22 protein-coding genes and 1 pseudogene are annotated in these 24576 nt (G+C 72.0%); 13 read left to right on the top strand and 10 right to left on the bottom strand.

Annotated features, from left to right (window positions below; genetic code table 11):
* Positions 1 to 51 precede the first annotated feature (51 nt).
* Together ACFY0O_RS01000 and ACFY0O_RS00995 are read left to right on the top strand one after the other, a co-directional pair.
* Positions 52 to 1098, top strand: coding sequence for a saccharopine dehydrogenase NADP-binding domain-containing protein (locus ACFY0O_RS01000; RefSeq protein WP_388941085.1), 1047 nt, complete (start codon positions 52 to 54; stop codon positions 1096 to 1098).
* A gap of 40 nt (positions 1099 to 1138) precedes the next feature.
* Positions 1139 to 1570, top strand: a complete 432-nt coding sequence (locus ACFY0O_RS00995) for a pyridoxamine 5'-phosphate oxidase family protein (protein WP_388941082.1) — start codon at positions 1139 to 1141, stop codon at positions 1568 to 1570.
* Here ACFY0O_RS00995 and ACFY0O_RS00990 read toward each other — a convergent pair whose 3' ends face one another.
* Positions 1571 to 3097 carry an alpha/beta hydrolase family protein gene (locus ACFY0O_RS00990; RefSeq protein ID WP_388942216.1) on the bottom strand — a complete coding sequence of 509 codons (1527 nt, stop codon included), beginning with the start codon at positions 3095 to 3097 and terminating at the stop codon, positions 1571 to 1573. It abuts the gene before it with no gap.
* 396 nt (positions 3098 to 3493) lie between these two features.
* Between ACFY0O_RS00990 and ACFY0O_RS00985 the strand changes: the two genes are divergently transcribed.
* From ACFY0O_RS00985 to ACFY0O_RS00965, 5 genes are all read left to right on the top strand, one after another.
* Positions 3494 to 4732, top strand: a complete 1239-nt coding sequence (locus ACFY0O_RS00985) for a sensor histidine kinase (RefSeq protein WP_388941080.1) — start codon at positions 3494 to 3496, stop codon at positions 4730 to 4732.
* Positions 4729 to 5409, top strand: a complete 681-nt coding sequence (locus ACFY0O_RS00980) for a response regulator (RefSeq protein ID WP_388941077.1) — start codon at positions 4729 to 4731, stop codon at positions 5407 to 5409. The genes ACFY0O_RS00985 and ACFY0O_RS00980 overlap by 4 nt, the downstream gene beginning before the upstream one ends.
* A 271-nt stretch (positions 5410 to 5680) precedes the next feature.
* Positions 5681 to 7828 (top strand): DUF4139 domain-containing protein, encoded by a 2148-nt coding sequence (locus ACFY0O_RS00975; RefSeq protein ID WP_388941073.1) that lies wholly within the window; start codon positions 5681 to 5683, stop codon positions 7826 to 7828.
* Positions 7829 to 7836: 8 nt separating this feature from the next.
* The gene (locus ACFY0O_RS00970) at positions 7837 to 9396 is read left to right on the top strand and encodes a mucoidy inhibitor MuiA family protein (RefSeq protein ID WP_388941070.1); all 1560 of its coding nucleotides are present in this window, start codon (positions 7837 to 7839) and stop codon (positions 9394 to 9396) included.
* Between the two features lie 126 nt (positions 9397 to 9522).
* On the top strand, positions 9523 to 9936 hold the full coding sequence (locus tag ACFY0O_RS00965; RefSeq protein WP_388941067.1) for a DUF6924 domain-containing protein: 414 nt from the start codon (positions 9523 to 9525) through the stop codon (positions 9934 to 9936).
* A gap of 122 nt (positions 9937 to 10058) precedes the next feature.
* Here the strand turns inward: ACFY0O_RS00965 and ACFY0O_RS00960 are convergent, their stop codons facing one another.
* The 4 genes and pseudogenes from ACFY0O_RS00960 to ACFY0O_RS00945 form a co-directional block, all read right to left on the bottom strand.
* On the bottom strand, positions 10059 to 10643 hold the full coding sequence (locus ACFY0O_RS00960; protein ID WP_388941065.1) for a DinB family protein: 585 nt from the start codon (positions 10641 to 10643) through the stop codon (positions 10059 to 10061).
* A 903-nt stretch (positions 10644 to 11546) separates the two neighbouring features.
* Positions 11547 to 12041, bottom strand: coding sequence for a DUF4232 domain-containing protein (locus ACFY0O_RS00955; protein WP_388941063.1), 495 nt, complete (start codon positions 12039 to 12041; stop codon positions 11547 to 11549).
* Positions 12042 to 12686: 645 nt separating this feature from the next.
* Positions 12687 to 13085 (bottom strand): annotated as a pseudogene (locus ACFY0O_RS00950) (hypothetical protein); the annotation flags it as partial.
* Positions 13086 to 13424: 339 nt separating this feature from the next.
* Entirely contained in the window at positions 13425 to 13925 is a 501-nt protein-coding gene (locus ACFY0O_RS00945; RefSeq protein ID WP_388941061.1) for a VOC family protein, read from the bottom strand.
* Positions 13926 to 14128: 203 nt separating this feature from the next.
* On the opposite strand from ACFY0O_RS00945, the gene ACFY0O_RS00940 reads away from it, so the two are divergent.
* The gene (locus tag ACFY0O_RS00940; RefSeq protein ID WP_388941058.1) at positions 14129 to 14548 is read left to right on the top strand and encodes a helix-turn-helix domain-containing protein; all 420 of its coding nucleotides are present in this window, start codon (positions 14129 to 14131) and stop codon (positions 14546 to 14548) included.
* A gap of 84 nt (positions 14549 to 14632) precedes the next feature.
* On the opposite strand, the gene ACFY0O_RS00935 is transcribed toward ACFY0O_RS00940, so the two are convergent.
* The 4 genes from ACFY0O_RS00935 to ACFY0O_RS00920 form a co-directional block, all read right to left on the bottom strand.
* The gene (locus ACFY0O_RS00935) at positions 14633 to 15235 is read right to left on the bottom strand and encodes a ClpP family protease (RefSeq protein ID WP_388941055.1); all 603 of its coding nucleotides are present in this window, start codon (positions 15233 to 15235) and stop codon (positions 14633 to 14635) included.
* Between the two features lies 1 nt (position 15236).
* Positions 15237 to 15875, bottom strand: coding sequence for a ClpP family protease (locus tag ACFY0O_RS00930; protein WP_388941053.1), 639 nt, complete (start codon positions 15873 to 15875; stop codon positions 15237 to 15239).
* Between the two features lie 318 nt (positions 15876 to 16193).
* Entirely contained in the window at positions 16194 to 16730 is a 537-nt protein-coding gene (locus tag ACFY0O_RS00925) for a metallophosphoesterase family protein (protein WP_388941050.1), read from the bottom strand.
* 81 nt (positions 16731 to 16811) lie between these two features.
* Positions 16812 to 17828 carry an MBL fold metallo-hydrolase gene (locus ACFY0O_RS00920; RefSeq protein WP_388941047.1) on the bottom strand — a complete coding sequence of 339 codons (1017 nt, stop codon included), beginning with the start codon at positions 17826 to 17828 and terminating at the stop codon, positions 16812 to 16814.
* 403 nt (positions 17829 to 18231) lie between these two features.
* Here ACFY0O_RS00920 and ACFY0O_RS00915 point away from each other — a divergent pair, with 403 nt between their 5' ends.
* Both ACFY0O_RS00915 and ACFY0O_RS00910 read left to right on the top strand, forming a co-directional pair.
* Positions 18232 to 18912: a hypothetical protein gene (locus tag ACFY0O_RS00915; protein WP_388941044.1), complete on the top strand. Its 681-nt coding sequence runs from the start codon at positions 18232 to 18234 to the stop codon at positions 18910 to 18912.
* Between the two features lie 796 nt (positions 18913 to 19708).
* Positions 19709 to 20281 carry an AAA family ATPase gene (locus tag ACFY0O_RS00910; RefSeq protein ID WP_388941042.1) on the top strand — a complete coding sequence of 191 codons (573 nt, stop codon included), beginning with the start codon at positions 19709 to 19711 and terminating at the stop codon, positions 20279 to 20281.
* 83 nt (positions 20282 to 20364) lie between these two features.
* Here ACFY0O_RS00910 and cutA read toward each other — a convergent pair whose 3' ends face one another.
* Positions 20365 to 20712, bottom strand: a complete 348-nt coding sequence (gene cutA / locus ACFY0O_RS00905) for a divalent-cation tolerance protein CutA (protein ID WP_388941039.1) — start codon at positions 20710 to 20712, stop codon at positions 20365 to 20367.
* A 528-nt stretch (positions 20713 to 21240) separates the two neighbouring features.
* On the opposite strand from cutA, the gene ACFY0O_RS00900 reads away from it, so the two are divergent.
* The 3 genes from ACFY0O_RS00900 (at position 21241) to ACFY0O_RS00890 (ending at position 24576) form a co-directional block, all read left to right on the top strand.
* Complete coding sequence (locus ACFY0O_RS00900) at positions 21241 to 21459, top strand: hypothetical protein (protein ID WP_388941036.1); 219 nt, start codon at positions 21241 to 21243, stop codon at positions 21457 to 21459.
* A gap of 82 nt (positions 21460 to 21541) precedes the next feature.
* Positions 21542 to 22348 carry a hypothetical protein gene (locus tag ACFY0O_RS00895; RefSeq protein ID WP_388941034.1) on the top strand — a complete coding sequence of 269 codons (807 nt, stop codon included), beginning with the start codon at positions 21542 to 21544 and terminating at the stop codon, positions 22346 to 22348.
* A 110-nt stretch (positions 22349 to 22458) separates the two neighbouring features.
* Positions 22459 to 24576 (top strand): NHLP family bacteriocin export ABC transporter peptidase/permease/ATPase subunit, encoded by a 2118-nt coding sequence (locus ACFY0O_RS00890; RefSeq protein ID WP_388942213.1) that lies wholly within the window; start codon positions 22459 to 22461, stop codon positions 24574 to 24576.

Below are 24576 nucleotides of genomic sequence, written 5' to 3'. Positions count from 1 at the left end.
CGTCCTTCCCGACACTCGTGCGGATGGCCGTTTGCTCCCAAGCTCGATGCCATGAACACGAACGCGAACACGAACGCAGCGCGGCGGACCGTCGCGATCTTCGGGGCCTACGGCCACACGGCCCGCTTCCTCATCGACGAGTTCCACCAGCGCGGCTTGGGTCTTTCCCTCGGGGGCCGCGACCCGGTCCGCATGGCCGCCCTGGCCGAGGTCCACCCGTACGCCCGCATCCATGTCGCCACCGTCGACGAACCCGGTTCCCTGGACGCGCTGGTAGCGGGCGCCGCGCTGGTGGTCAATGCCGCGGGCCCGTTCGGCGACACCACCGGGCCGCTGATCGAGGCAGCGCTGCGCGCCGGCATCCACTACATCGACATCACCGGCGAGCAGCCCGTCACCCGCCACGACTTCGAGACCTACCGGGACCCACTGGCGGACAGCGGCCGGCTGTTCCTGCCCGCACTGGGCTTCTTCGGAGGTCTGCCGGACCTGCTGGCCACCGCGGCGATGGGGGACTGGGCGGCCGCGGACGACATCTCGGTGGCGTTCGCGCTCGACAGCTGGCACCCGACAGCCGGTACCCGCAAGGCGGGGGCGCGCAGCGCGGGCAAGCGGGTGACGGTGAGCGGCGGTCGCCTGGTGCCCTTCGACGACGACCAGGACGTGCCGGCGCACTGGGACTTCCCGGCACCGGTGGGCAGGCAGCCCGTGCGCGCGCTCGGGACGGCCGACCAGATCACCATCTCACGGCACCTGAAGGCCCCCGAGGTCCGGGCGTTCATGAACGAGGCGCCGCTGGCCGACCTTCGGGACCCGCGCACGCCGGCGCCCACCGCCGTGTCCGAAGACGGCCGTTCCGCGCAGTCGTGGCTGATCGACGTCGTGGTCAGCCGCGGGGCCCAGCGCCGTGCCGCCACTGCGGCCGGCCGGGACATCTACGCGGTGACCGCCCCGGTGGTCGCCGAGGCGGCCGTCCGGATCCTCGCCGACCGGACCCCGCCGAGCGGCACGGCCTCCGGGATGCGCGCCCCGGGCGAGGTCTTCGACGCCGAGGACTTCCTCTCGTCGCTCGCCGACATCACCTGGTGGCGCCGCTGACCGACACCTCCAGGCCGCACTTCGACGGACTCCCTTGGGCGTGTACGGGGGTGTCAAGGGTGAGGTCGTCGGCGGCCGCCACCTACGCGTGGCCGAGCCGGAACGTGCCCCGCTGACCACCCCGATCTGGTACGAGTACCAGCCGGGCGGGGTCGTCAAGGTGATCACCGCCCCCGGCGCGCGCAAGGCCCGGCTCATCGAGGAGGCGGGCCGGTTCGCGTTGTGCGCGCAGGTGGCCGATGTCGAGGACTACCGGTACGTGTCGGTGGAAGGTCCGGTGACCGAGATCAGGCCGACCTCGAAGCAGGAGCGGTTCGACATGGCCGCGCGCTACATGGGCGACGCCGCCACCGGCTACGTGAACGCGACGGAGGAGTCCGCGGCCGACTACGTCGCGATCCACATGCGGCCCGAACGGTGGAACACCTTCGACTTCCGGCGGATGCTCGACCTTGAGGAGCCGAACAGCTGATCAGCGACCGCCGCCCGGTCGGTGGGCGCTGAGTTCGCCGTAGGCCCGCAGGGCGTCGGCCGGGTCGCCCGGTCCGCCCCGCCCGTCCCACCCGTTGCGCAGCACGGCGTCCAGGAAGGCCAGGGTGGCCCCGGCGACGACGCGTGGGCTCCGGGTCCGGCCCAGGGAGCCGACGATCGTGGGCACCGGCGGCAGGTACAGGGGGCCGTCCGTGAAGGTGAGGTGCGCGGCGCCGGGGACGGTGAGCCGGTAGCTCGTCGCGGTGTTGGCGGCGAGTGCCCCGGTCAGGCGGGGCAGGTAGCGCGGATCGGTCCCCGTGGTGACCTCCTGGGTGAGCGCGAGCGCCGGCCGGTCGAGGGCGGGCGTGGCGGGGCCGTGCGGGAAGCCGTCCAGATCGACGACGGCGGCGAACCGGGGGTCCTGCCGGGCCGCCTGGAGCGCGGCGGCACCGCCCATGGAGTGGCCGGCCACCGCGACCCGGCCGGTGTCCAGGCGTCCGGTCAGCGGGTCGGCGGTCCCGTCCGGCCCCTGCCCCGGCTGTCCGCCGAGCGCGACCTGGCTGCCCTGCGCGACCTGTCCGCCCTGCTGGGCCTGGCCGTCCTGACCGGTCAGCGCGGTCAGCCGGGTGAGGACGAAGCCGAGGTCGGCGGCCCGGATCGCCGTCCAGCCGGCCGCCAGCTTCGCGTCCTCGTCCGCGTCGCCGGAGGAGCGGGTCGCGGTGGTGACCGTCCGGCCGTCCGAGAGGACGACGGCGGCCGAGTCGTACGGGTGGTCGAGGGCCGCGACCACGTAGCCGTGACTGGCCAGTTCCTCGGCCCAGGCGGTGTTCTGGGTGCGCACCCCGCTCGACCCGGGTGAGAACAGTACGACGGGGAACCGCCCGCCCCCATCGGCCACCGGGGCGTCGAACACCGCACGGCTGCGGGCCCGCGGCACACCGTCGATCAGGAAGCCCGGCAGCCCGACCCCGCGGGCGAGCGACTCGGAGACGGTGCGCGCCTCCTCCGCCGTGCGCCCGAGGTACTGGGCCCGCCGTACGCCGTCGGGGCTCTTCCGCGCGGGATACCAGAGCTGGACGACGACCGTGCGGCGGTCGTCCGCATCGGCGGTGAAGGTCTCGGGGCGCCGCGGATCGGTCCACTGCACCACCCGGGTGCCGACCGCGAAGTCGCCCGTCGGCTCGGGGAACACCGGCACCGGGAAGGCCCAGGCGGCCACCGGGCCGGCGGCGATCAGCCCCAGGCAGGCCGCCGATCCCGGCAGCGCCAGCCACCAGCGGGCCCGCCACGTGGGCCCCCCGGTCCGGCGTCGCAGCAGCGGGGCACAGGCGAACGGCAGCGCGCAGCCGGCGCCCGCCAGTACCGGCAGCAGCTGCCAGCGGACGCCCGTCAACCCCAGTACGAGCGCGGACGGCACGAGCAGTGCCCCCGCCGCGACCGTGACGCGCGAACGGGCGGCCGGAGGGAGCCAGCGCGCCGCCACCAGCGCGACGGCACTCGACAGGACGAGGGATTCGAGGGGGGACATGGACAGTCCCGGGATGATCTCGGTCACCCGGTCATCGTCGGCGCCGCGTGCGTGCCGCCACATCGCTCCCGGGTCGCCCTCGCGGGCCGCCGGGGGCGCCCGGGGTCGCAGTCCGCGACGGCTGCCGGTGCCACCGCAGTGGCAACCGGGCACACCGCGACGGTGTCCGCGGTGCGACCGGGGGAGGGGCCGGGGGTCCTCCTGCGGTCGCATCCCGGCCCGTCGTCATCAGACGGTGGGCGCATGCGCCGCGAGGGGCCCGCGCTCTACCGTGTCAGGGCCGCGGTACCGGCCGGGCCGCGCGAGGCGGGTGATCCGCGGGCGGCCCGGATCCGGCCGCCCGCGGCGGCGGCCCCGACCGGGGGCGCCACGGCGCCGAATCGACAGGGACGTTGGATGACCAAGGCGGCAGCGGAAGCCGGCAGTGCCCTCCGGGTGCGCCGACCGGACCGGGGCCGGCCCCGGTCGGCGGGGGCGTTCGCGGTGGCGCGCCGGGCCACCGGGCTACCGCCCCTGGTGTGGGACTCGCTGCTGCCGGCGCTCCTCCTCGTCCACGTCCTGACCACGTACGCGCCGCCGGAACTCCCGGTGGCCGTGGTCCTCACCGCCGCCCTCGCACTTCCCCTGCCGTGGCGGCGCCGCGCCCCGCGCGCGGTGTTCGCCGCCGTCACTGCCGCGGCCTTCGTCCAGTGGCTGGTGGGCATCCCACTCCCGGCGGACATCGCTCTGCCGGTGGCCCTCTTCACGGTGGCCGCGAACTCCGGCCGTCGCGGCACGCTCCTGGCCGGCGCCGTCGTGCAGGTCGGGGTCCTGCTGGCCAGCCTGCGCTGGGCGTCGGAAGGCGCGTTCCTGCCGCCCTTCGTCGCCGTGACCGCGACGGTCGTCGCCGCCGCCGTCCTCGGCGTGAACGTACGCACCACGCGCGCCTACCTCGCCGCGGTGGAGGAACGGGCCGAACGCCTGGAGCGGGAACAGCAGCAGCAGGCACGCCTGGCCGCCGCCGCGGAGCGGACCCGGATCACCCGCGAGATGCACGACATCGTCACCCACAACCTCTCCGTCATGGTCGCGCTGACCGACGCGGCGGTCTACGCGCAGCACCGGTCGCCCGAGCGGGCGACCGCCGCGATGCTCCAGATCTCCGAGACGGGCCGGCAGGCCTTGACCGACATGCGGCGCTCGCTGGGCCTCCTGCGGACCGGTGAACCCGACGCGGAGCGCCACCCGTTGCCCGGCATCGCCCAACTGGAGGCCCTCGCCGACCAGATGTGCGCCGCCGGCCTGCCGACCCGGCTGGAGGTCCGCGGAAGCCACGAGCACGTCCCCGCCACGGCCCGACTCACCGTCTACCGCCTGGTACAGGAAGCCTTGACCAACACCCTGAAGCACACACCGCCGGGCACGACCGCAGAGGTACGGGTCCACTGTTCGACCGCGGCCGTCACCGTGGACGTCACCGACAACGGCCCCTGTCTGCCGCCGCCCGCCGCCGCACCCTCCGGCCAGGGCCTGTCCGGCATGCGCGAGCGCGCTGCCGCCTACGGGGGGCAGCTGCGGGCCGGACCGCTCCCGGGTGGCGGCTGGGGGGTCGGAACCCGCCTCCTCCTCGACAGCTGTGGGGCGGTGTCCGCATGACGATCCGCATCCTCGTCGCGGATGACGAAGCGCTGCTCCGGATGGCCTTCGGCACCGTCCTGGAAGCCCAGCCCGACATGACACCGGTCGGCGAGGCGGCCGACGGCGACCAGGCCGTACGCCTCGCGCGGGAGCTGCGCCCCGACGTCATCCTCATGGACGTCCGGATGCCCGGGACCGACGGCATCGAGGCGACCCGGCAGATCGTCGAGGTCTCGCCGGGGAGCAGGGTGCTGATCCTCACCACCTTCGACCTGGACGAGTACGCCTTCGCCGGACTCCACGCCGGGGCCTCGGGCTTCCTGCTGAAGAACACCAGGCCCGAGGAGCTCCTCACGGCGATCCGCAACGTCGCCGCCGGGGACGCGGTGGTCTCCCCACGGATCACCCGGCGCCTGCTGGAGAGCCTGCGCCCGCACCTCCCCGAGGGCAGCGGCGGCGCCCGCGCGGTCCCGTCCGAGCACGCCGAGCGGCTGGCCCGGCTCAGCGCGCGGGAGCGCGAGGTGCTGGTCCAGGTGGGCCGGGGCCTGTCCAACACCGAGATCGCGGCCACCCTGCACCTCGCGGAGGCGACCGTGAAGTCCCATCTGGGGCGGATCCTGCCGAAGCTCGAACTCCGCGACCGGATCCAGGCCGTGGTCTTCGCCTACGAGAGCCGCCTGGTCCACCCGGCGTAGGACGGGGTGTGACGGGCACGCACCGATCGCCCGTGGGACAGGACCCCACGCGGCCGCTGCGGCCCGCCCTGTGGTGGCACACCGTTCAGCTACTGGCCGCACAGCGCACCGCTGTCCGTGGCGCTGCCTCGGCGCTTTGTCCACAGGGCCCGGTAGGTGAGGTGAGCCCGTGCCGTCTTCTGCGTACGCTTCCACCAGGACGGACACGGCGGGGGCGGTGCGCATGAAATCGGAAGCAGCAGGAAGCCATTGGGAGTCGACTCTCGATGCGGTGGTGGTGTACGCGAGGGGTGCGGTCTGCCGTCGCCTGGCGCACGGCATCGTGCCCCCCGACGGCAAGGTGCGGGTGACGGGACTGCCCCGGTCGCTGGAGCCGGGCTCGCTGCGGGCCCGCGTCCTGGGCTCCTCCGGAGTGCGCGTCACCGAGGCGCGAACGGAGGTCGAAGCCGCCGCACCCCGTGCGGAGACCCCCGACGGGCTGCGCGGCGAGGTGGAGCGGCTGACCGGCGCCCACGCGGCGGCGCGGGCCCGCCGGGACCGGCAGCTCGGCCTGATCGCCGAGGTCAGGGGGCTCAAGCCGGTCGCACCCGCACGGAGGGATGACGAACCGCACCGCCGGACCCCGGTCGACTCATGGCTGGACCTCGCCGACTTCGTCGACGAGCGGCTGGAGCGCCTGCACTCCCGCCTCGTCGAGCTGGAGCAGGCGCTGAGTACCGTCGAGCACGAGCTCGCCGTTGCCGCCGACCGCCTGGCCCGCGCGTCGACCGACGCACCCTCGGCACACGTGGAGACGACGGTCTGCGCGGTCTTGGCCCTCGATCTCACCGGGGGAGCCGGAGCGAGCACGCACTCCGGCGACGCCCTGGCGGCCGAGGCGGAAGCGGAAACGGCATCCGCAGCGGCGCCGGGCATGGAGCTGGAGCTGGAGCTGGAGCTGGAGTACACGGTCCCGGGGGCCCTGTGGGTGCCGACCTACCGGCTCACCTGCCACCAGGGCGACACCACCGGCCGTCTCCTGATGCGCGCCTCGGTCGCCCAGCGCACCGGCGAGGACTGGTCCGGTGTACGCGTCGCCCTGGCCACCGCCGATCTCCGGCGCGGCAACGACCTCCCCAGGCTCCGCTCCATCCGACTCGGCCGACGCCAGGACGCCCCCGCACCGTCCGGCTGGCGCGAGCCCCCGGCCGGGTTGGGGGACCTGTTCTCCGGATACGACGCGGCGGGCCGCCGCCCGGCAGACGCGGTGAGACCGGCCCCGACCGCAGGAACGCCCGCGGGCTTCGGAGCCCGGCCCGCGGCGGCCGGGCCCGTACCGGCCCCCGCCGCTCCAACCGGAACCGCCGCACCGGCCGCTCCGGCAGGGGGCGCCGCTCCGGCGCCCCTACTCCCACCAGCCCCTGCCCCGCAGGGCTACGGTGGCGCGCCCGTCCCCGCCCCGCAGGCCCGCGTGCGGCGGTCCGCGGGCCGACCGCACGCCGGCGGCGCGGCCTCCTCCGCTGGGGCACCCGGCCCGGCGGGGCCGCCCGCGGCTCCCGGCGGTCTCCCGGCACCCGCCGCGCCCCCGACGGCGGTGGTGGGACCCCCGAGGCCGGGCGGAGCCGATCTCGACTACGCGGCCCTCGTCCTCAGCGGCCCGGACGAACCGGCCGCACGCCGGGGCCGGTTGTTTCCCGGAGCCCCCGCCGATCCGGTGGCGCAGGCACACCGTCGGCGCGCCGAGGCGGTCGCCTCGCTGCCGCTGCCCGGCCACGCCGTGCGACCCCGCGAGTCGGCGGGCTCGTTCGACCACCGGTTCGACGCCGCCGCCCGCACCGACATCCCTTCGGACGGGACCTGGCACACGGTCACGGTCATGGAGACACCCGTAGGGCTGCGCACCGAGTACCTCACCGTTCCTTCCGTGGAGCAGACCGTGTACGCGACGGCGGTGCTGTCCAACACCACCGACCAGGCCCTGCTCGCAGGCCCGGTCGAGGTCGTCGTCGACGGTGAGTTCCTGCTGACCGCGGCCCTGCCCACGCTCGCCCCGGGCGCCGTCCGACGGGTCGGTCTCGGCCCCGCCGAGGGCATCCGGGTCGCTCGCCGCACCCACCTGAACGAGTCGACGTCGGGCCTGCGCAACAACACGACCGTGCTCCACCACCGCGTCCACGTCGAGCTGGCCAACGGACTCGCCCGACCCGTCACCATCGAGGTCCGCGAACGGATACCCGTCACCTCGGAGCCGGACGTCCGGATCGATGACCGCGCCGACTGGACGGCCCCAGAGCCCGGCACGGGCCCCGAGGACCACGCCCCCGGCACCCGCCTCTGGCGGCTCGACCTGCCCGCAGGCGCCACCACCGCCCTCGAAGGCGGCTACGAGATCCGCATCCCGACCGGCAAGGCCCTGGCCGGCGGAAACCGCAGGAGCTGACAACCGCCATGACCACGGCCCCGAAGCCCATCGCCCTCCCCGTCACCGCCGTCACCTGCCTGGAGGACCGCGCGCACGTCGAACGGTCGGCAGTCCTCGACCTGGACGCCGGTGTGCGCAGGCTGCGCCTCGGCCCCGTCAGCGCGCTCGCCGTCGACCGGACGCTCCACGCAGCCCTGACCGCCGATTTCCCCGCGAGCGTGCTCGACGCGCGGATCGTCCGGACCTGGACGCCCCGCGGGCCGCGGCCTGCCGGGGACGACTCCGCCCTGCGTCTGCGCGTCCACGCACTCGAAGAGGAGCGAAACGCCCTCGACCTGCAACGGGACCGGCTGCAGGCCCGCCTCGGCGCGCTCGGCCACCTCGCCGCCGACCTCCTGCGGGACATCTCCGAAGGCGCCGGCGCGGGCGAGACCGACCCGACCCGCTGGGCCGCCGAACTGGACCGCGTGGACAGCGAACGCGAAACCCACGGGGAGCGACTGCACACCCTCCAGGCCCGGTTCACCGCACTCGAAACCGAACTCGACGCCACCCGGCGCGCGATGCTCGCCACCGAGCCGGAGCCCGCGGAACTGGTCGGCCACATCGAGCTGACCGTCCACGCCGAGACCGCCGGCCCGGCCGAACTGCGCCTGACACACCTCTCCCCGTGCGCCATGTGGCGGCCCGCCTACCGGGCGGTGCTCGACGGGGACGCCCTCACGCTGGAGACCGACGCCATGGTCTGGCAGCGCACCGGCGAGGACTGGTCCGGCGTACGCCTGACCCTGTCCACAGCCCGTTCGGCACGGACCACAACCCCGCCGCGGCTGGGCGAGGACAGGCTCACCCTCACCGACCGCTCCCCGGAGGAGCGCCGCACGGTCGACATCGAGCTGCGCGAGGAGGAGACGGCCGACCTCGGGCCGACGCCGGTACCGGGCCTGCCGGGTGTCGACGACGGCGGCGAGACACGCGTTCTGAGCGCCCCCTCAGCGGTGTCCGTCCCGGGAGACGGACGCGCCCACCGAGTGCCGCTCTCCGCCTTCACGACCGCGACGGTCAGTGAGTACGCCTGCAGCCCCGAAGCGGCGCCCCTCGTCACCCAGGTGGTGCGCTTCGACAACCTCTCCGGTCACGCCCTGCTGTCCGGTCCCGTGGACCTGGTCCGCGCCGGCGGGTTCATCGGCCGGGGCATGCTCGACATGACCACGCCCGGCGCCCCCGTCGAACTCGCCTACGGCAGCCGGGACGACCACGCGGTGCTCCGGCACACGGAGGAAACCCGGGACACCACGGGGCTCCTGCAGAAAACCGTGGTCACGCGCACCGTGCAGGTACACCTGTCCCGGTTCTCCGCACCCGGCGACCAGGGCGACCGCGTGGTGGTCGTCCGCGAGCGGATACCGGTCTCAGAGGTCTCCGCCGTGGAGGTCCGCCTCCGCAAGGACGCCTGCTCCCCGGCCCCCGACGCGGTCGACTCCGAGGGCATCGTCCACTGGAACGTCCCCCTCCCGCCCGGCGGCCGCAGGACGGTCAACCTGGTGTACGAGCTCTCGGCGAGCTCCAAGGTCACGGGACTCTGAGCACCGCGCGCCCCCGACGTTCGACCTGGCTGTCCCTCGGCGCGGCGGCCGAGGGTGAGCCGACCCGGCCCAACCGCTCGGCACCACCAGTGTTCGCCCTCGAGCGTCGGGTGAGAGGATCAGGGGATGTCTCTGCCTCAGCCTGACGATCTGACCTCGCTGGTACTGCGTACCGAATTCGACGACGACGGAGCCTGGGGCGCGGTTCGAGCCGCACTCGACGCCGCTGACGAGTACTGCCATGCCACGTATGTCAGCGAGCCCCGCTTCGCCGGCGTGGAGGTGCAGGCATTGATGGATGAAGAGGTTGCTGCGGATGACGAAGACCAGATCATGCACGTCTTCCTGGCCGACGCGGCCACGATGAAGGATCCACATCATGCGCTCCTGGCCGTGGACCTCTCCGAAGAGCCTGGACGGACGTTCAGGCTCCCTGCTCAGTGGTTCCCTGATGTTTCGGCCAACCTCAGCATCGCCAACATGGACTTTGCCGAGTTCGCCGATGCCACTGATGCATCGGGAACCTTCCACGGCTTTTGACACGGGACCGGTCGGCTGCGACGGGGTCCACGCCGGGAAGGGATGGCCGGTAGCCGGCCCAGTCAGCGAGCCCCCATTTTTTCGACAGATCAGCCCGCACGGCAGCCACGTGGCACAGCCCCCTATGGCTTGATCGATGCGGCCGATCTGGCCGCCTGCTCGATCTTCGCGTAATAAGCGTTGCGGGCTTCCTCATCGATCTGCATCTCGTGTTCGGGCCGCATCCCGGTTCGGCCATCGATGTCTTCGCGCAGGATGTCGGCGTGCCCGGCATGGCGGTTGGTCTCGCCGAGGACGTGGACCAGCATGGCGAACAGGTTCGTGTTGTGATGAGGCTCCGGCCACCACGGCACGTGGCCGGGGGCGTCGAGGGGAAGCTCGTTGATCGTCGCGTCCGAGTGTTGCCACGTGCGTCGGTAGGACTCGATGATCTGATCGCGGGTCTCGTCCTCAGTCGCCCACAGATCGCTGCCGTCATGGTCCTGCCACCGCGGCAACGCTTCCGGGGAAGGGCGGTCGAAGACCTCGCCGAAGTACCTGGCCTCGACGCTGGCCACGTGTTTGACCAGGCCGAGGAGGTTGGTACCGGTCGCTGTCAAAGGGCGGCGGGCGTCGTATTCGGACAAGCCGTCGAGCTTCCAGAGCAGCGCCTCGCGGTCCCGACGCAGTCTTCCGTGCAGGTTGTCCTTGGCGAATTCGTCGATCATGTGGCATCAGCCTGCCATGGACAACTCGCGGCCTCAAGATCCCTTACGCGGTCAGCGACGATCGGGAGACGCTTCCTCCCGACAACGTGCGGAGCTCCCGACCTGGGGAGATGAACAGGGCCGGCCCTGATATCGCTCGTGCCGACGGGCCCGGAGGGCTTTGCCACGTGGGAGGAGTACCACTCCTAGCGTCGCAACCGGCGATGCCAGGCCTGTCGCCGGGGTGTAGGACGCCAGGCAGTCGCAGCTGCCTCCAGGTCGTCGCGGGTGCGCATGGTGTGCGGGTAAGGCCCCAGCACACGGATGTCCGGGATGTCGAGCAGCATCGGCAGGTGAGGGACGAGGAGTACGGCGGTAGGCCCGTGGCGCGCCGCTGCTGCCCAACGCCGGGCTGGCGTTGTCGGGAGAGGCTCGTCGGCGTTGTCCAACACCAGCAACCACCGCCGCGCCCGGCTCAACTGCCGCCACACGATGTCGGGCAGACTCGCCAGCCCTGCCCGCGCGGATTCCAGCTCCGCCTCGGGCGGTCTACAAGCCAGCGCCACCTGCACCATCTGCTGCCCCAGCTCGGGGGAATCGCGCCAACGCACCCAAAACACTCGCCAGCCCGCCGAGTCGGCCTGCGCACAGAGTTGCGCGGCTACCGTTGTCTTGCCCATCCCGCCCGCCGCGCACAACACCGCGAACCGTCCTTGTGGCCGCCGCAGCAAGCCCGGACGCCTTGCAGGACGAACTGCCGGTGGCCTGCCGCACGCACCGTCCGACCCGACCGGCGCGCCGCCTCTACGGACGCGCCCTGCTGGCAATGGTCAACGCCGACCCGGGCACGAACGGATCACGGTCGTTCGTCGTCTATGGCGACTCCGCGCTGCGCCCGATGCCCGGGCCGGACGCTGTCGGCGGTCATTCAGACGCCTGCACCGGGCTTATTTCGAAGGCTCCGCATACCCGTAGTTGGTAGGGAATCTGCTCGGCCTGGAAACTGTTCGGCGGATAGACCTTGACGTACGTCGCGGTCGCCCGGCAGCTCGCCACGCCCGGGCTGTTGGTGCGCAGAACGGCAGTCACGGTCTCACTCGGGACAACGGACACCGTCTCCACCGGCTCGCCGGTTCGGATCGCCGAAGTGCCGATCTGGCGGTGTCGTACGTCCACGACACTGACGCCCGGGTATCCGCGCAAGGCGCAGGTGTGGGTCGATGTGTTGGTGAACAGGATCGGGTAGTAGAGCGACCCCGCCGCGCCGTCCGGGTCGCCGACGGCCAGGTCCAGGTCGGCCACATGGCACGTCGTGGTCCTTGGCAGGGTCGACGCCTGGGCTGCGCCGACCGAGGCGCCGGTGGTTGCCAGGAGGGCCGCGGAAGCGATGGTCGCGCCCCGGGTCAGGATGTTGCTCATAGCGCCAACTCCCGTGTCGGCGAAGAAATGCCCATCCGGTGACAGTCAAGGGGCCGGGAGGTATCCGGCTCTTCGTAGCGCGGGCCGACCGGGGAACATGCCCAGTGCTCTCGCCGAGGTTCGACCCGCCGGCGTGATCCTGTGGCTGAACGGCGCGTGCCCGGTGGCACCATTCTACCGACCCGGCGCCCCTGCGTCCTTTCGGCACCGCCTCTGCGTGATGCGCTGCCGGGACGAGTCGACCTCAATGATCCGCTACGGCCGGCGTGGGCATCGGCGCCGTTCCGGCGAGGTCGCGGCAGCGGGACGACAAGCTCAGCTTGCCGTTTGATCTTCGGTGTCCCGCGGAGCAGGTTCGGTTCCGGCGGCGAGGGTGAGTTGAGCGGTTCATGACCAGGGCTCCTGAGGGGGATCCCAGCTCACTGCGACGTCGGTGTCGTGGAAGTCGCGCGCGAGTTCCGTCACTCTCTGGGCCGCCGCGGCTCGCGCGTCTTGCCAGTCGATGTTGATCGGCACGTTCAGACGCCCGCAGAGCATGCCGCCTTCCATGGTGAGGACGCTGTGGCGCCAGCCCTCTAAGGTCTTCAGCAGCACGATCCCCATCAGGATGCCCCAGTCGGGCCGCAACTGGCCGGTGGCGAGGATTCGTCCGACGTCGTAGCGGGTGACTGGCCGCTTGTTCTTCGATCCGGGCGGGCGGCCGGGGCCGAGCCGGCTGGGTTTCGGGGCACGGGCTGGCGTGCCGTCTTCGCGCAGGTTCGCACTCGGGCGGGGGTGAGGCTGTTCGGTTCCGCTGGTCGTTCCCACGGCGCGCGCAAGTGACCGGGCGAGACGGAGTTGGGCGTGTGCGGCCAGGACAAGCCGGATCCATCGGTCGACCGCTGCAGAGTCCCGGAGCTTGGGACGGGTCCAGCCGAGTACCCAAGCCTGCACGGTCGCCGCCGCGTACCGCTCGGTGTCGGTCACGGTGCCCACCGCGGTCTCGCGCCAGGTTTCTGGACGGCCGAAGGCGAACTCGCCACCGCGCTTGGGCGGGCGGCCGCCCGTCTATGCTGCCCGGCTGGCGCCCGCTCCCCGCTCGCCGCTCTCACCCCGGTCGTTCCAGGCCGGTACCGGGTCCTGCTCGCGGAGGTGGCACGCATGGCCCGGGCGGGCCGGGTCGCGGCAGTGTACTGGCGCCGCCGTCACGACGACTTCCCCGCCCCGGTCGGCGGTACGGGGGTGTACCCGCAGTTCGACTGGGCGGCGATCGTGGGGTGGCTGCCCGGCGTGCAGTGCCGTTCCCCGGGTCATCCCGACACCCCAGCGGGCCCGGCCCGGGCTCCCAGGACAAGACCGTTCCGGACCCATGGCTGAGGGGAGCGGCGAGTCACACCGTGAGCCTCAGGTGGCGGAGCCGGCGGCGGCGCCGGTGGCCAAGTCGGTGCCCCAGCGGGCGATGGCGGCCTCCAGGTCCAGGGGGCCCGTCTTCGGTGCCTCGCCGGCGGCCGCCCAGCCCTCGCGCGGTACCCGCCACATCACCTCGAACTCGTTGCCGTCCGGGTCCTTGGCGTAGAAGGACATGGAGCGGTGGTGGTCGGTGGCGCCGACCAGCGCCCCGCGCTCGCCGAGTGCCCGGCCGATCTCGGCCAGCTCGCCCAGCGTGCCGACCTCCCAGGCCAGGTGGTACAGGCCGACCCGGCCCGGCTGCGGGCCGGGTGCGTCGGCGCCGATCGCGAACAGGCCGAGGTCGTGGTCGTTGGACGTTTCCTGGGCGCTGAGGAAGGCGGCCCGGCCGGGAAACTCGGTGTCGACCTTGAAGCCCAGCACCTCGGTGTAGAACGCGGCCGAGCTCGCGACGTCGCGGACGTAGAGCACCGCGTGGTTGAGGCGGCGTACCGGCATCGGGGTTCTCCCTTGCAAAGTTCAAACTTGAATCGAATAGCTTCGAAGATAGCGAGTGATTCGAATTTGAACAACTAGCGGCCGGACCGACCCCCAGCCCCGTCTGGGTTCAGGACCCGCGTCGGCCCGGGCACCGGCGAGGCTTCGCCCAGGGCGGAAGGCCACTCCCTTCGCCCCGCGCCCCAAATCCTTAAGGTGAGGGGGTGAGCACTCATACGTCGAACGAGTCCCGCGTCACCTCCCTGCGCCCGCAGGCCCCGTCGCCTGGTTCCGGCGGGGCGGCCAGTGCCCCGCGGCGACCCGCGAGCGGTGCGCCGAGGGAGCCTCTGTGGCGTGACCTCGTCGGCGACGTGCTGCGGCGCGAGCGGATCGCCCAGGAGCGCACGCTGAAGGACGTCTCGGAGGCGGCCCGGATCTCGATGCCGTACCTGTCGGAGGTGGAGCGCGGACGCAAGGAGGCATCCTCCGAGGTCCTCGCGGCCGCCGCCCAAGCCCTCGGGCTCGGCCTCGCCGACCTGCTGCTGCTCGCCGGTGACGAGCTGGCCCGGCACGCCCGGAGCCGGGTGGTCCGGGGCCGCACGTCACCCACGGCGCAGTACGACGGCTTCTGCCTGGCCGCCTGACCGGACCGGGCCACGGCCGGTAGGACGGGGCGGGCCCCCGTCCTACCGGCCGGCTCGCCGGCCCTCGGCCACGGCCGCGCGCGCTCAGACCAACGCGAACCGTCGGCTCAGCACCTCGTCGGCGAGCCCGTAGGCCACGGCCTCCTCGGCGGTGAACACCTTCTCCCGGTCCATGTCCGCGCGCAGCGTAGCCACGTCGTGCTGTGTGTGCCGGGACAGGACCTCCTCCACCTGCGAGCGGATGCGGACCATCTCCTTGGCCGCGAGGCTGAGGTCGGAGACGGTCCCCTGCCGGCCGCCGCTGGCCGGCTGGCCGAGCAGCACCCGCGCGTGCCGGAGCACGAACCGCCGCCCGGGATCTCCGCCCGCCAGCAGCACCGCCGCCGTCGACGCCGCCTGACCGACGCAGAAGGTGGAGATCGGCGCCTGCACGAACGTCATCGTGTCGTAGATCGCCATCAGCGAAGTGAACGAACCGCCCGGCGAGTTGAGATAGATCGAGATCTCCTGCTCCGGGTTGGCCGACTCCAGGTGAAGGAGCTGCGCGATGACCACGTTGGCGACCCCGTCGTCGATCTCTGTGCCGAGGAAGATGATCCGCTCGTTCAGCAGCCGGCTGAAGACGTCGTAGGACCGTTCGCCCTGCGCGGTCCGCTCGATCACGTAGGGAACCGTGTACGACCCCATGTCACAGCCCCGCCCGTCGGCGCGGCGTGGCCGGACGGATGTCGGCGAGCGACTCCACCACCCGGTCCACCATCCCGTACTCCCTGGCCTGTTCGGCCGTGAACCAGCGGTCCCGGTCGCCGTCCCGCGCGATCGTCTCCTCGCTCTGCCCGGTGTGCTGGGCGGTGATCCGCTCGACGGCCTTCTTGGTGAACTGGAGGTTCTCCGCCTGGATCTCGATGTCCGAGGCGGTGCCGCCGATTCCCGCCGAGGGCTGGTGCATCATGATCCGCGCGTTCGGCAGCGCGAACCGCTTGCCGGGCGTCCCCACGGTCAGCAGGAACTGGCCCATGCTGGCGGCGAAGCCCATCGCCAGCGTCGAGACGTCGTTCGGGATGAGCCGCATCGTGTCGTAGATGGCGAGACCCGCGGTGACCGACCCGCCGGGGCTGTTGACGTACAGGCTGATGTCGGAGCGCGGGTCCTGCGCCGACAGCAGCAGCAGCTGCGCGCACACCCGGTTGGCCGACACCTCGTCGACCTGGGTGCCGAGGAAGACGATCCGCTGGTCGAGCAGCCTCGCCGCGAGGTGGTCGTCGAAGTGGCCGGGCGGTGTGCCGCCCTCCTCCGCGCGGGGCGCGAGCATGGTGAGGGGAATCATCTCTTCTCCTTGTCGAGGCGGGATGCCGTCGACTCCACTCTCGACCTCGGGAACCCCCCGGACGCCGTTCCTCTGCCCCTGGCAGATCCGCCACGGGCGGACACGAGGTCACGGCCCTCGTACCTGGAAGGCTTCCACCCCGCCGGCACCCTGGCCGACCCGGTTCCGCACTGGTACCGGCCGGGGGCCGGGCAGGCCCTCATCGACCGGACGGCACGTCAGCTCCTGGACTCCACCCCGCTGATCGACCGGCTCGTGACCGACCAGGCGGCCTACGATCCGCGCCCCTGCCTGGCCCCCCTCCGCTCCGAGGAGCGATCACGACGGGCGCTCTGGCTCCGGGCGGGACGGGCGGGGCGGGCGCGGCAAACGGTGCAGGCGGACCTCGGTGAGCCGTCCGTCAGAGACCCGGGCCGTCATGTACGTGCAGTAAGGCTGCCGGCGCCGGTCCGTCGGGGAGCCCGGGTTCAGCAGCCGCAGCCGGTCTCCCGCCGTGCTGTCCCACGGGATGTGACTGTGGCCGAAGACCAGCACGTCCACGTCCGGGAACCGCACGGCGCAACGCTGCTCGCGGCCCTGTGCCGGGCCCGTCTCGTGCACCACCGCGACGCGCAGATCGCCGAGCTCCGCGTAGGCGACCTCGGGCAGCCGTGCCCGGAGCCCGGGCCCGTCGTTGTTCCCGTACACACCGATCAACCGGCGCGCCCGCTCCTGGAGCAGGTCGAGCGTGGCCGTGTCGGTCCAGTCCCCGGCATGGATGACGACGTCCGCGCGCGGGACGCGTTCGAGCAGTTCCGCCGGCAGCACCCTGGCCCGCGCGGGAATGTGCGTGTCCGACACCAGCAGCAGCTCCACGGACCCACGCTAGCCGCTGCGGTGGGTGCCGCTCCATCGCCGCTCCGGCCTGTCGCTGCGCCCGTTCCGGCGGATTCGGGCTCAGGGGCGGGTGCCGAAGGGGCCGAGGACGCCGCGGTCGAGCCGCAGGGATTCGACCATGGTCCAGGCGTTGTCGTAGGTGAAGACATCGGCCCCGCCGAGCCGACTGGTCCAGGCCGGGGTGACTGCGTCGGCCGTGGTCTGGGTGAGGATGTCGAGGTATTCCTTGAACACGGCCCACGGGTTGTCCGGGTACTTGGCGAAAAGAGGCCCCACGTCGGTGAATTCGGTGATGGCCTTTCTGCCGTAGTACTCCAGGTCGCGCAGGTACTCCTGCTGGATCTTGATGTCCTGCCGGGTACCCAGACGGGTCAGGTGCCCCGCGATGTAGGTCGTGAAGTCGAACTCCAGGAGCTGGTCGTGCGCGTTGATCCAGCCGGGGATGTCGGTCGACACGACGAGGTTCCTGAACGGGACCCAGCCGGGGTAGACGATGTCCACCACGTTCAGGACCCTCTGGCGCGGCGCGTGGATGAACAGGTTGTCCGGGGTGTGGTTGGGGCCCTTGTAGTGGAGCTCCAGGACCTGGTCGCCCACCTCCAGACGGTAGCTGCTGGAGACGACGCGGTTCGGCAGCGGCGGCCGGCTGGACTCGGGTACCCGCTTGAGCAGGTGGGCGGTCTGCTCGTGGGCGATGATCACCGGATTCGGGAGGCTCGCGTCGCGGAGCTTGGCCGCCGCGCCGATATGGTCCGCGTGGTGGTGGGAGTACACCAGGTGGCTGATACGGGCACCCGGCGCCACCTCCTCGATCGCGCGCAGGATGTTGCCCCCGAGCGTCGGCGGAGCGTCCACGACGATGACACGCCGCCCCTGGCCGTGGTGACGTTCGGTCACCAGGAACATGATCTGGTAGAAGCCGTCCGTCAGCCAGTACAGCCGCTTGCCGATCTCCTGGACCAGATAGCCCTTCGCAGGGATCTGCGGACCGATCGCGGTGGGCGGAACGGGCGCGTACGCGCCCGGTGCGGCAGCGGCCGCAGCGGGGTTCGCGCGTACGGATTGCAGCACGGGCACCGATGCCGCCAGTGCCGAGTACTTGAGGAAACTGCGACGGCCGGCCGGGTCGTGAGCGACGGGAGGAACGGGTCCCCCGCCAGGAACTGTCGTCATGGCCTCTCCCAGAGAATGTGGACGAATCGACGGTGTGCAGCCCTCCTGCCGACGGGGCAAACCTAGGGGCTGCACCGCGCTTCACAGATGAGCCACGCTGTGCCCTGTTTTACCGACTTGTGCCGCACATGAACGGCGTGATGCTGCGAAGCCTGACCGGCATCGGGCCCCGGCCGCACGGGGTGACGCCGGTGTGGGCGTACACGATCGCTGCCGGGATGCGATGACCCAATTCGCTGGTGGGCTCGCCGCCGATCCGCTACATTGAACGCGTTCAACTGAACATGTTCAGATTATGGGGGAAGTCATGAATGAGGTCCGCGTCCGGGGTGCCGTCGTACCCGTCCACTGGTTCCAGAAGGGTCTGGCCGTGGCCGCGCTGGCCCTCGCCGTGCCGGTCGTCGTCTGGGGGTTCTTCCTGGGGTTCGGTGTGGTGTTCCTGGTGACGGGCCTGGTCGTGGCCGTTCCGCTGGTGTGCCTGCGCGCGCCGCAGGGGTTCGGCTCCGCCTCTCTGGTCGTGTCGTGCGCGCTTCTCGGGTGGGGGGTGCTCGGCGTCCTGGTGGAGATGTTCCTGTTCTGGCCGTCGGCGCTGCTCCTGATGTTCGCCGCGTTCGCGGATCCGCGCCGTCGGCCGGTGGCCGGCAAGGTGATCGCCGGTCTCGGTGCCGTGCTGACAGCGGCGGCGCTCGCGGGCTGCGGTGCCTTTGCCTGGGACTTCTACATCGGCCCCGCCATGGCCGAACCTCACACCTACCGGGCTCAGGTCGATCCCAGCTGGTTCCGCCACGGCCTCGGGAACACCGAGGACCGCCTCAAGCCCTTCGGGGCGACGCGGGTGACGGGGTCGGAGTCCGACCAGGGTGCCTACCTGCAAGTCCGCTTTCCCGAGGTGCTCTCCGCGTCGGAGCGCGAGAGCCTCAGGAAGGAGATCGCCAACCTGCCCGGCGTCCGCGGGGTCGGGCTCTGCCCGGTGCGCGAGTGCGGGTGACCCCAAGCCGTGACGCGCGCGGATCCGACCGGGCATCAGGAGCACAGCCGCGAGCTGACGCCCCACCACTTCCACCACGACCGCACATTCACACCTCGACCGAGGGGCAGAGGACCATGGGCGAATCCCACCCGCTCCTGACATGCTTCCTGGCGGCCGCAGCCGGTTGCTTTCCGCCTGCCGACGGGGGTGTGACGGTGCTGCCGCCGGCGGCCGGTGGACTCGAGTGCTCGGTCGCTTTCACCGGTCACGCCGTTGTCGCCAGCGCCATGCCCAGCCAGGCCGTACACGACCATGGGCCGGACGGCTTCGGCGCGTCGCTCTCACCCGGCTTTCTGCGTCACCTGGCCGGTCCGACGCGCTGGATCGACCCGGGCTGGCATCCCGCGAACCGGTCTTGTCGTCGGCCACGACATCGTGGGAGGGGTCTTCGCGTTGAACGGTGGTGATCCCGCTGCTGGGGGCGTTTTACGACGGAACGCGCCGGCCCGGCTGGCGTGAGGAGGCCGCGGCTCACCGGGCTTCGCCGTCGGTCCTGGTGTGTCGGCGACGGTCGCCCGGCGCACCGGGCCGAGTTCTGCGGGCGGGGTGGGGCGGCCAACACCCGACGGCTACCGCCGCGGCGGGGGAGAGCGGCGGGGCCGGGGCCGAAGGGCGTATGGGCTGTCGGCCGCCCGCATGCGGGAAACTGACCCACTCGCCCGGCTCCATGGCCATCCGGCTCCGCATGCGACACCCTGAGATCCGTGGCCCGCCCGCCCCAGCCGCCTCAACGACCCGACCCCGGAGTCCACCCGTGCACATTCGCCCGACCCTGGCCGTGATCAGCGGCCAGCCGGCGTCCGGCAAAACCACCCTCGCCCGAGCGCTCGCCCAGCACCTGGGCTGCCGCGCGATCCTGCGCGACGAGATCAAGCAGGGCATGGTCATGAACCACCCCGGTCACGACCCCGACGGCGACGACCCACTCAATCTCCCGGCCCTGGAAGCGTTCTTCGCGACGATCGCCGTACTCGTCCGAGCGGGTACGACCGTCGTCGCCGAAGCCGCCTTCCAGGACCGTCTCTGGCGTCCGGGGCTCGAGCCGCTGACGGAGTTCGCCGACCTGCGGGTCATCCGGTGCACCACCCCCACGCCGACCATCGCCCGGCGCATCACCGACCGCGTCCAGAGCGACAGCCACAGGGCCGCCCACGGTGACAGGGCCCTGCTCGCGGACATGGAGGCCGGCACTTACGATCCCGACCGGTTCGTCCCCATCAGCCTGCGCGCCCCGAGCCTGCTGGTCGACACTTCCGACGGCTACGCGCCCGGCATGGCGGAGATCCGGAGATTCGTGCTGGGGCCGGGCCGCGAAGCCGCAAGCTGAAGGCCCCACCGCGGCGACGGACGGGGCAACCGACTGACGTGGTCCGCTCCGTCTCTCCGACTCCTGCACGCTGCGACCACCTCCTACCGCTGACGCGTCTCCGTCTGCGTCTCCGTCTGCGCCCATGCCAGGTACGACTCCGACGCCCCCACCGTCGGTAGCACGATCCACTGCGGTACGTCGTAGCTGTGGTTCGCGTGGACCCACTCCTGAAGGGCACCCACCCTGTCTCGCGTCGTCTTGAAGGAGACCCGGTACTCGCGTTCGTGCTGCACCTCGCCCTTCCACCAGTAGAACGCGGTCATCCTGGCGTCCACGTGAGCCCCGGCGGCCAGCCGGGCCTCCACTGCGCCACGTGCCAACCCGTACGCCCTCTCCTCGTCGTCCTCCGTGGTCTGCGCGATCACGATCGGGTTGTCGACGTCCGGCACCGCAGCCTCCTTGATCGGGTTCTCAGCGACCCTACCCACTGGCTTGTGAGAGTCCGCGTGCCACGACCACGGCGGTTCGACACCGAGCCTGGGGACCATCACCGCTGGTGGTGCACCACTTCGGCAAATCTTCACACCTGCTACCGGAGGGGCGCCCGTTTCCCCGCCGCACCGCGATATGACCGTAATGTCCAAGGTGTTTGATGGCTATGTGTCCCGGTATGTCGGGTGAGGTTCGCGGGCTCCGCGTATTCGTTACTCGATCTTGTGAAGGCGTTGCGATGATCCGGCGAATGAATGGGGAGGCCCTTCACCTGAGTTCGTGCCCCAGGTGGCGGCGCGCGTCAACACAGTTGGCATGACCACTCGTTCGCGTGCTTACATCTGCCCACCGCCGCTCCGGTTCTCGGAAGGCCCGCCCGGGTTTTGACCCGGGCCCGGGCTGCGGCGGCGGGTGTATCCGTGGCCGTTTTCCCCTTGCAGTCACGGCAATTGACGAATTCTCATCTGAAGGAAGGGTGCGCAACCATGCGTAACGACATCGAGACCCGCGAGATCGACGACACCGAACTGGACGCCGTCGCCGGCGGTGTGGCGATTTCCGGTGGCCTCGCCGGCGCCGTCCTCGGCGACGTCCAGACCGTGCTGGGCACCGTGACCTCCCTGGGCACCGTCCAGGCCGCCACGGCCCTGCCCGGTCAGGTCACCGGCATCGCCGGCGTGCAGGTCGGCGTGGCCGGTCTCTGAGTAGGGCCGGTTGTCGCCCGTGAACCCCGGAACGCAGCCGTTCCGGGGTTCACGGCGGCTCACGCAGTCGAAGGAATAGTCCGTGCAGTTCCGCCAAAAGGCGCTTTCCAAGCTGCAGTCGCCCGAAGAACTCGATCTGCCCGTACGATTCGCGCGCCCGCAGGGCCGACTCGTGCTGGCGGTCACCGTGGTCGTCATGGCCGCCGCGAGCATCTGGGCATGCACCGGATCCGTGTCCGCGAAGTTGAGCGCACCCGGAATCCTCACTCACCCCGAGGGCAGTTACCTGTTGCAAAGCCCGTATGCGGGACAAGTCACCGAAGCCCTCGCCAAGGAGGGCCAGTTGCTGCCCTCCGGCGCGCCCCTCGTCCGGGTCGCCACGGACCGCGGCGAGCAGGTCGTACGCCTGGTGGCCGGCGGGCGGGTGACGACGCTGGTCGCCAAGACCGGTTCGGTCCTGACGACCGGCGCGGACGTCGCGACCGTGGAACGCGTGCAGAACCCCGCCGAGCCGCTGAACGCCGTGCTCTACGTATCCGGCCCGAGCGGCGCGGCCATCCCCGTGGGCGCCGCGGTCGACCTCACCGTCCAGTCCGTTCCCCAGCCCCGGTACGGGGTGCTGCGCGGCCGCGTCCAGGCGGTGGGCCGGGCGCCCCAGACGGCGGCGCAGATCGGCGGCTTCCTCGGTGACGGCCGGCTCGCCGCACAGTTCACCCGGCAGGGCAATCCGGTCGCCGTGGTCGTGCGGCTCGAGCGCTCGTCCGCGACCGCGTCCGGCTACCGCTGGTCCTCCCAGGACGGTCCCCCCTACCCGGTCGACTCCGCGACGCCGGTCACCGGAGCCGTCCACCTCGCCGCGCAGCGGCCGATCGACTGGCTGCTGCCGTGACCGCCCCGCAGCGGCGGGGGAGCACCGGTCGCCGCTCCTCGCGCCGCCGTCCCGTCTCCGCCCCGCGAGGCCGTACGCCCCGGCCCGTACGCACCCCCACCGTGCTCCAGATGGAGGCGGTGGAATGCGGCGCGGCCGCGCTGGCCATGGTGCTCGGCCACTACGGGCGCTTCGTCCCCCTGGAAGAGCTGCGGGTCTCCTGCGGGGTCTCCCGAGACGGCTCCCGCGCGAGCAACCTGCTCAAGGCGGCACGGGGTTACGGGCTCGCGGCCAAGGGCATGCAGATGGACCTGGCCGCGCTCGCCGGGGTGCGGCCCCCGGCCGTCCTCTTCTGGGAGTTCAACCACTACGTCGTCTACGAGGGCATGGGCCGCCGCTTCGGCCGCCGGGGCGTCCACGTCAACGACCCGGCCAAGGGCCGGCGTTTCGTTCCCATGGAGGAGTTCGACACCGGCTTCACCGGCGTCGTCCTCACCTTCGAACCCGGCCCGGGCTTCCGCCGCACCGGCCGCAAGCCCGGCGTCCTGGCCGCCCTGCCGGGCCGCCTGCGCGGCACCTCGGGCACCCTGCTCGCGGCCGTGCTCTCCAGCCTCCTCCTGGTGGCCGTCGGCGCGGCCGTGCCCGCGCTGAGCCGTACGTACATCGACATGTTCCTGATCGGCGAGCAAACCTCGCTCCTGGGCGTGCTCTTCGCGTCGATGGCGGCCACCCTAGTCCTGACGGCCGTGCTCACCGCCCTCCAGCAGGCCAACCTGCTGCGCGGGCGCATCATCTCCTCCACCCTGGGCAGCGCCCGCTTCCTACGGCACCTCCTCAGGCTTCCGGTCGCCTTCTTCTCCCAGCGCGGCCCGGCAGACCTGGTCCGGCGCCTCCAGTCCAACGACGCGGTCGCCGAGACCCTGGCCAGGGACCTCGCCGCCGCCGGTGTGGACGCGGTGGTCGTCGTCCTCTACGCGGTGCTGCTGTGGACGTACGATCCGCAGCTCACCGTCGTCGGCATCGGCGTCGCCCTGCTCAATCTCGTGGCCATGCGCATCGTGATCCGCGTACGGGCCACCGGTACGCAGAAGCTGCGCGCTGAGAACGCCCGGCTCACCAACACCTCCTACAGCGGTCTCCAGCTCATCGAGACGATGAAGGCCACCGGCGGCGAGGACGGCTTCTTCCGCCGCTGGGCCGGCCGGCACGCCGTCACCCTCGACGTGCAGCAGCGCCTCGGCATGCCCAGCGCCTGGCTGGCGGTCGTCGCGCCCACGCTGGCGGCGCTCAACAGCGCGCTGATCCTGATGATCGGCGGCCTGCGGGCGGTGGAGGGACACCTCTCGGTCGGCCTGCTCGTCGCCTTCCAGGCACTCGTCACGAGTTTCACCGCGCCGATCACCCGGCTGAACGGCGTGGCCGGACGGATCCAGGACTTCGCGGCCGACGTCGCCCGCCTCAAGGACGTCGAGAACTTCCCCGTCGACCCGCTCTACACCCGACGTGAGCCCCCCGCCGCGACGCGCCGCCTCCACGGCCGGGTGGAACTGGAGGGCATCACCTTCGGATACAGCCCGCTGGACGCCCCGCTCCTCCAGGGGTTCTCCCTCTCAGTCGGCCCCGGCCGGCAGGTCGCGCTCGTCGGCGGCTCCGGCAGCGGCAAGTCCACCGTCTCCCGGCTGATATCCGGCCTGTACACCCCCTGGGAGGGCACGATCCGCATCGACGGCATGCGCCTGGAGGACATCCCGCGCGGCGCGCTGGCCGCGTCGGTCTCCTTCGTCGACCAGGACGTCTTCCTCTTCGAGGGCACGGTCCGCGACAACGTCGCCCTCTGGGACCCCTCCATCCCCGACGAGGCCGTGATCGCCGCCCTGGAGGACGCGGCCGTCTACGAGGTCGTCGCGCGGCGGCCCGGCGGCATCCACAGCCGGGTGGAGCAGGACGGCCGGAACTTCTCCGGCGGCCAGCGCCAGCGACTGGAGATCGCCCGGGCCCTGGTGCGCCGCCCCAGCGTCATGGTCCTGGACGAGGTGACCAGCGCCCTGGACGCGGCGACCGAGCAGACCGTCATGGACAACCTGCGGCGACGCGGCTGCGCGTGCGTGGTCATCGCCCACCGGCTGAGCACGGTGCGCGACAGCGACGAGATCCTCGTCCTCGACCGGGGGAAGGTCGTCGAACGCGGGCGGCACGAACAGCTGCTGGCCGCGCGCGGCCCGTACGCCGAACTGGTCAAGGAGCACTGA

The sequence above is a fragment of the Streptomyces sp. NPDC001594 genome (assembly GCF_042893675.1).
Classification (GTDB): domain Bacteria; phylum Actinomycetota; class Actinomycetes; order Streptomycetales; family Streptomycetaceae; genus Streptomyces.
The sequence above is the reverse complement of the archived record's forward strand: the minus strand, read 5'-3'. Positions and strand labels throughout refer to the sequence as shown.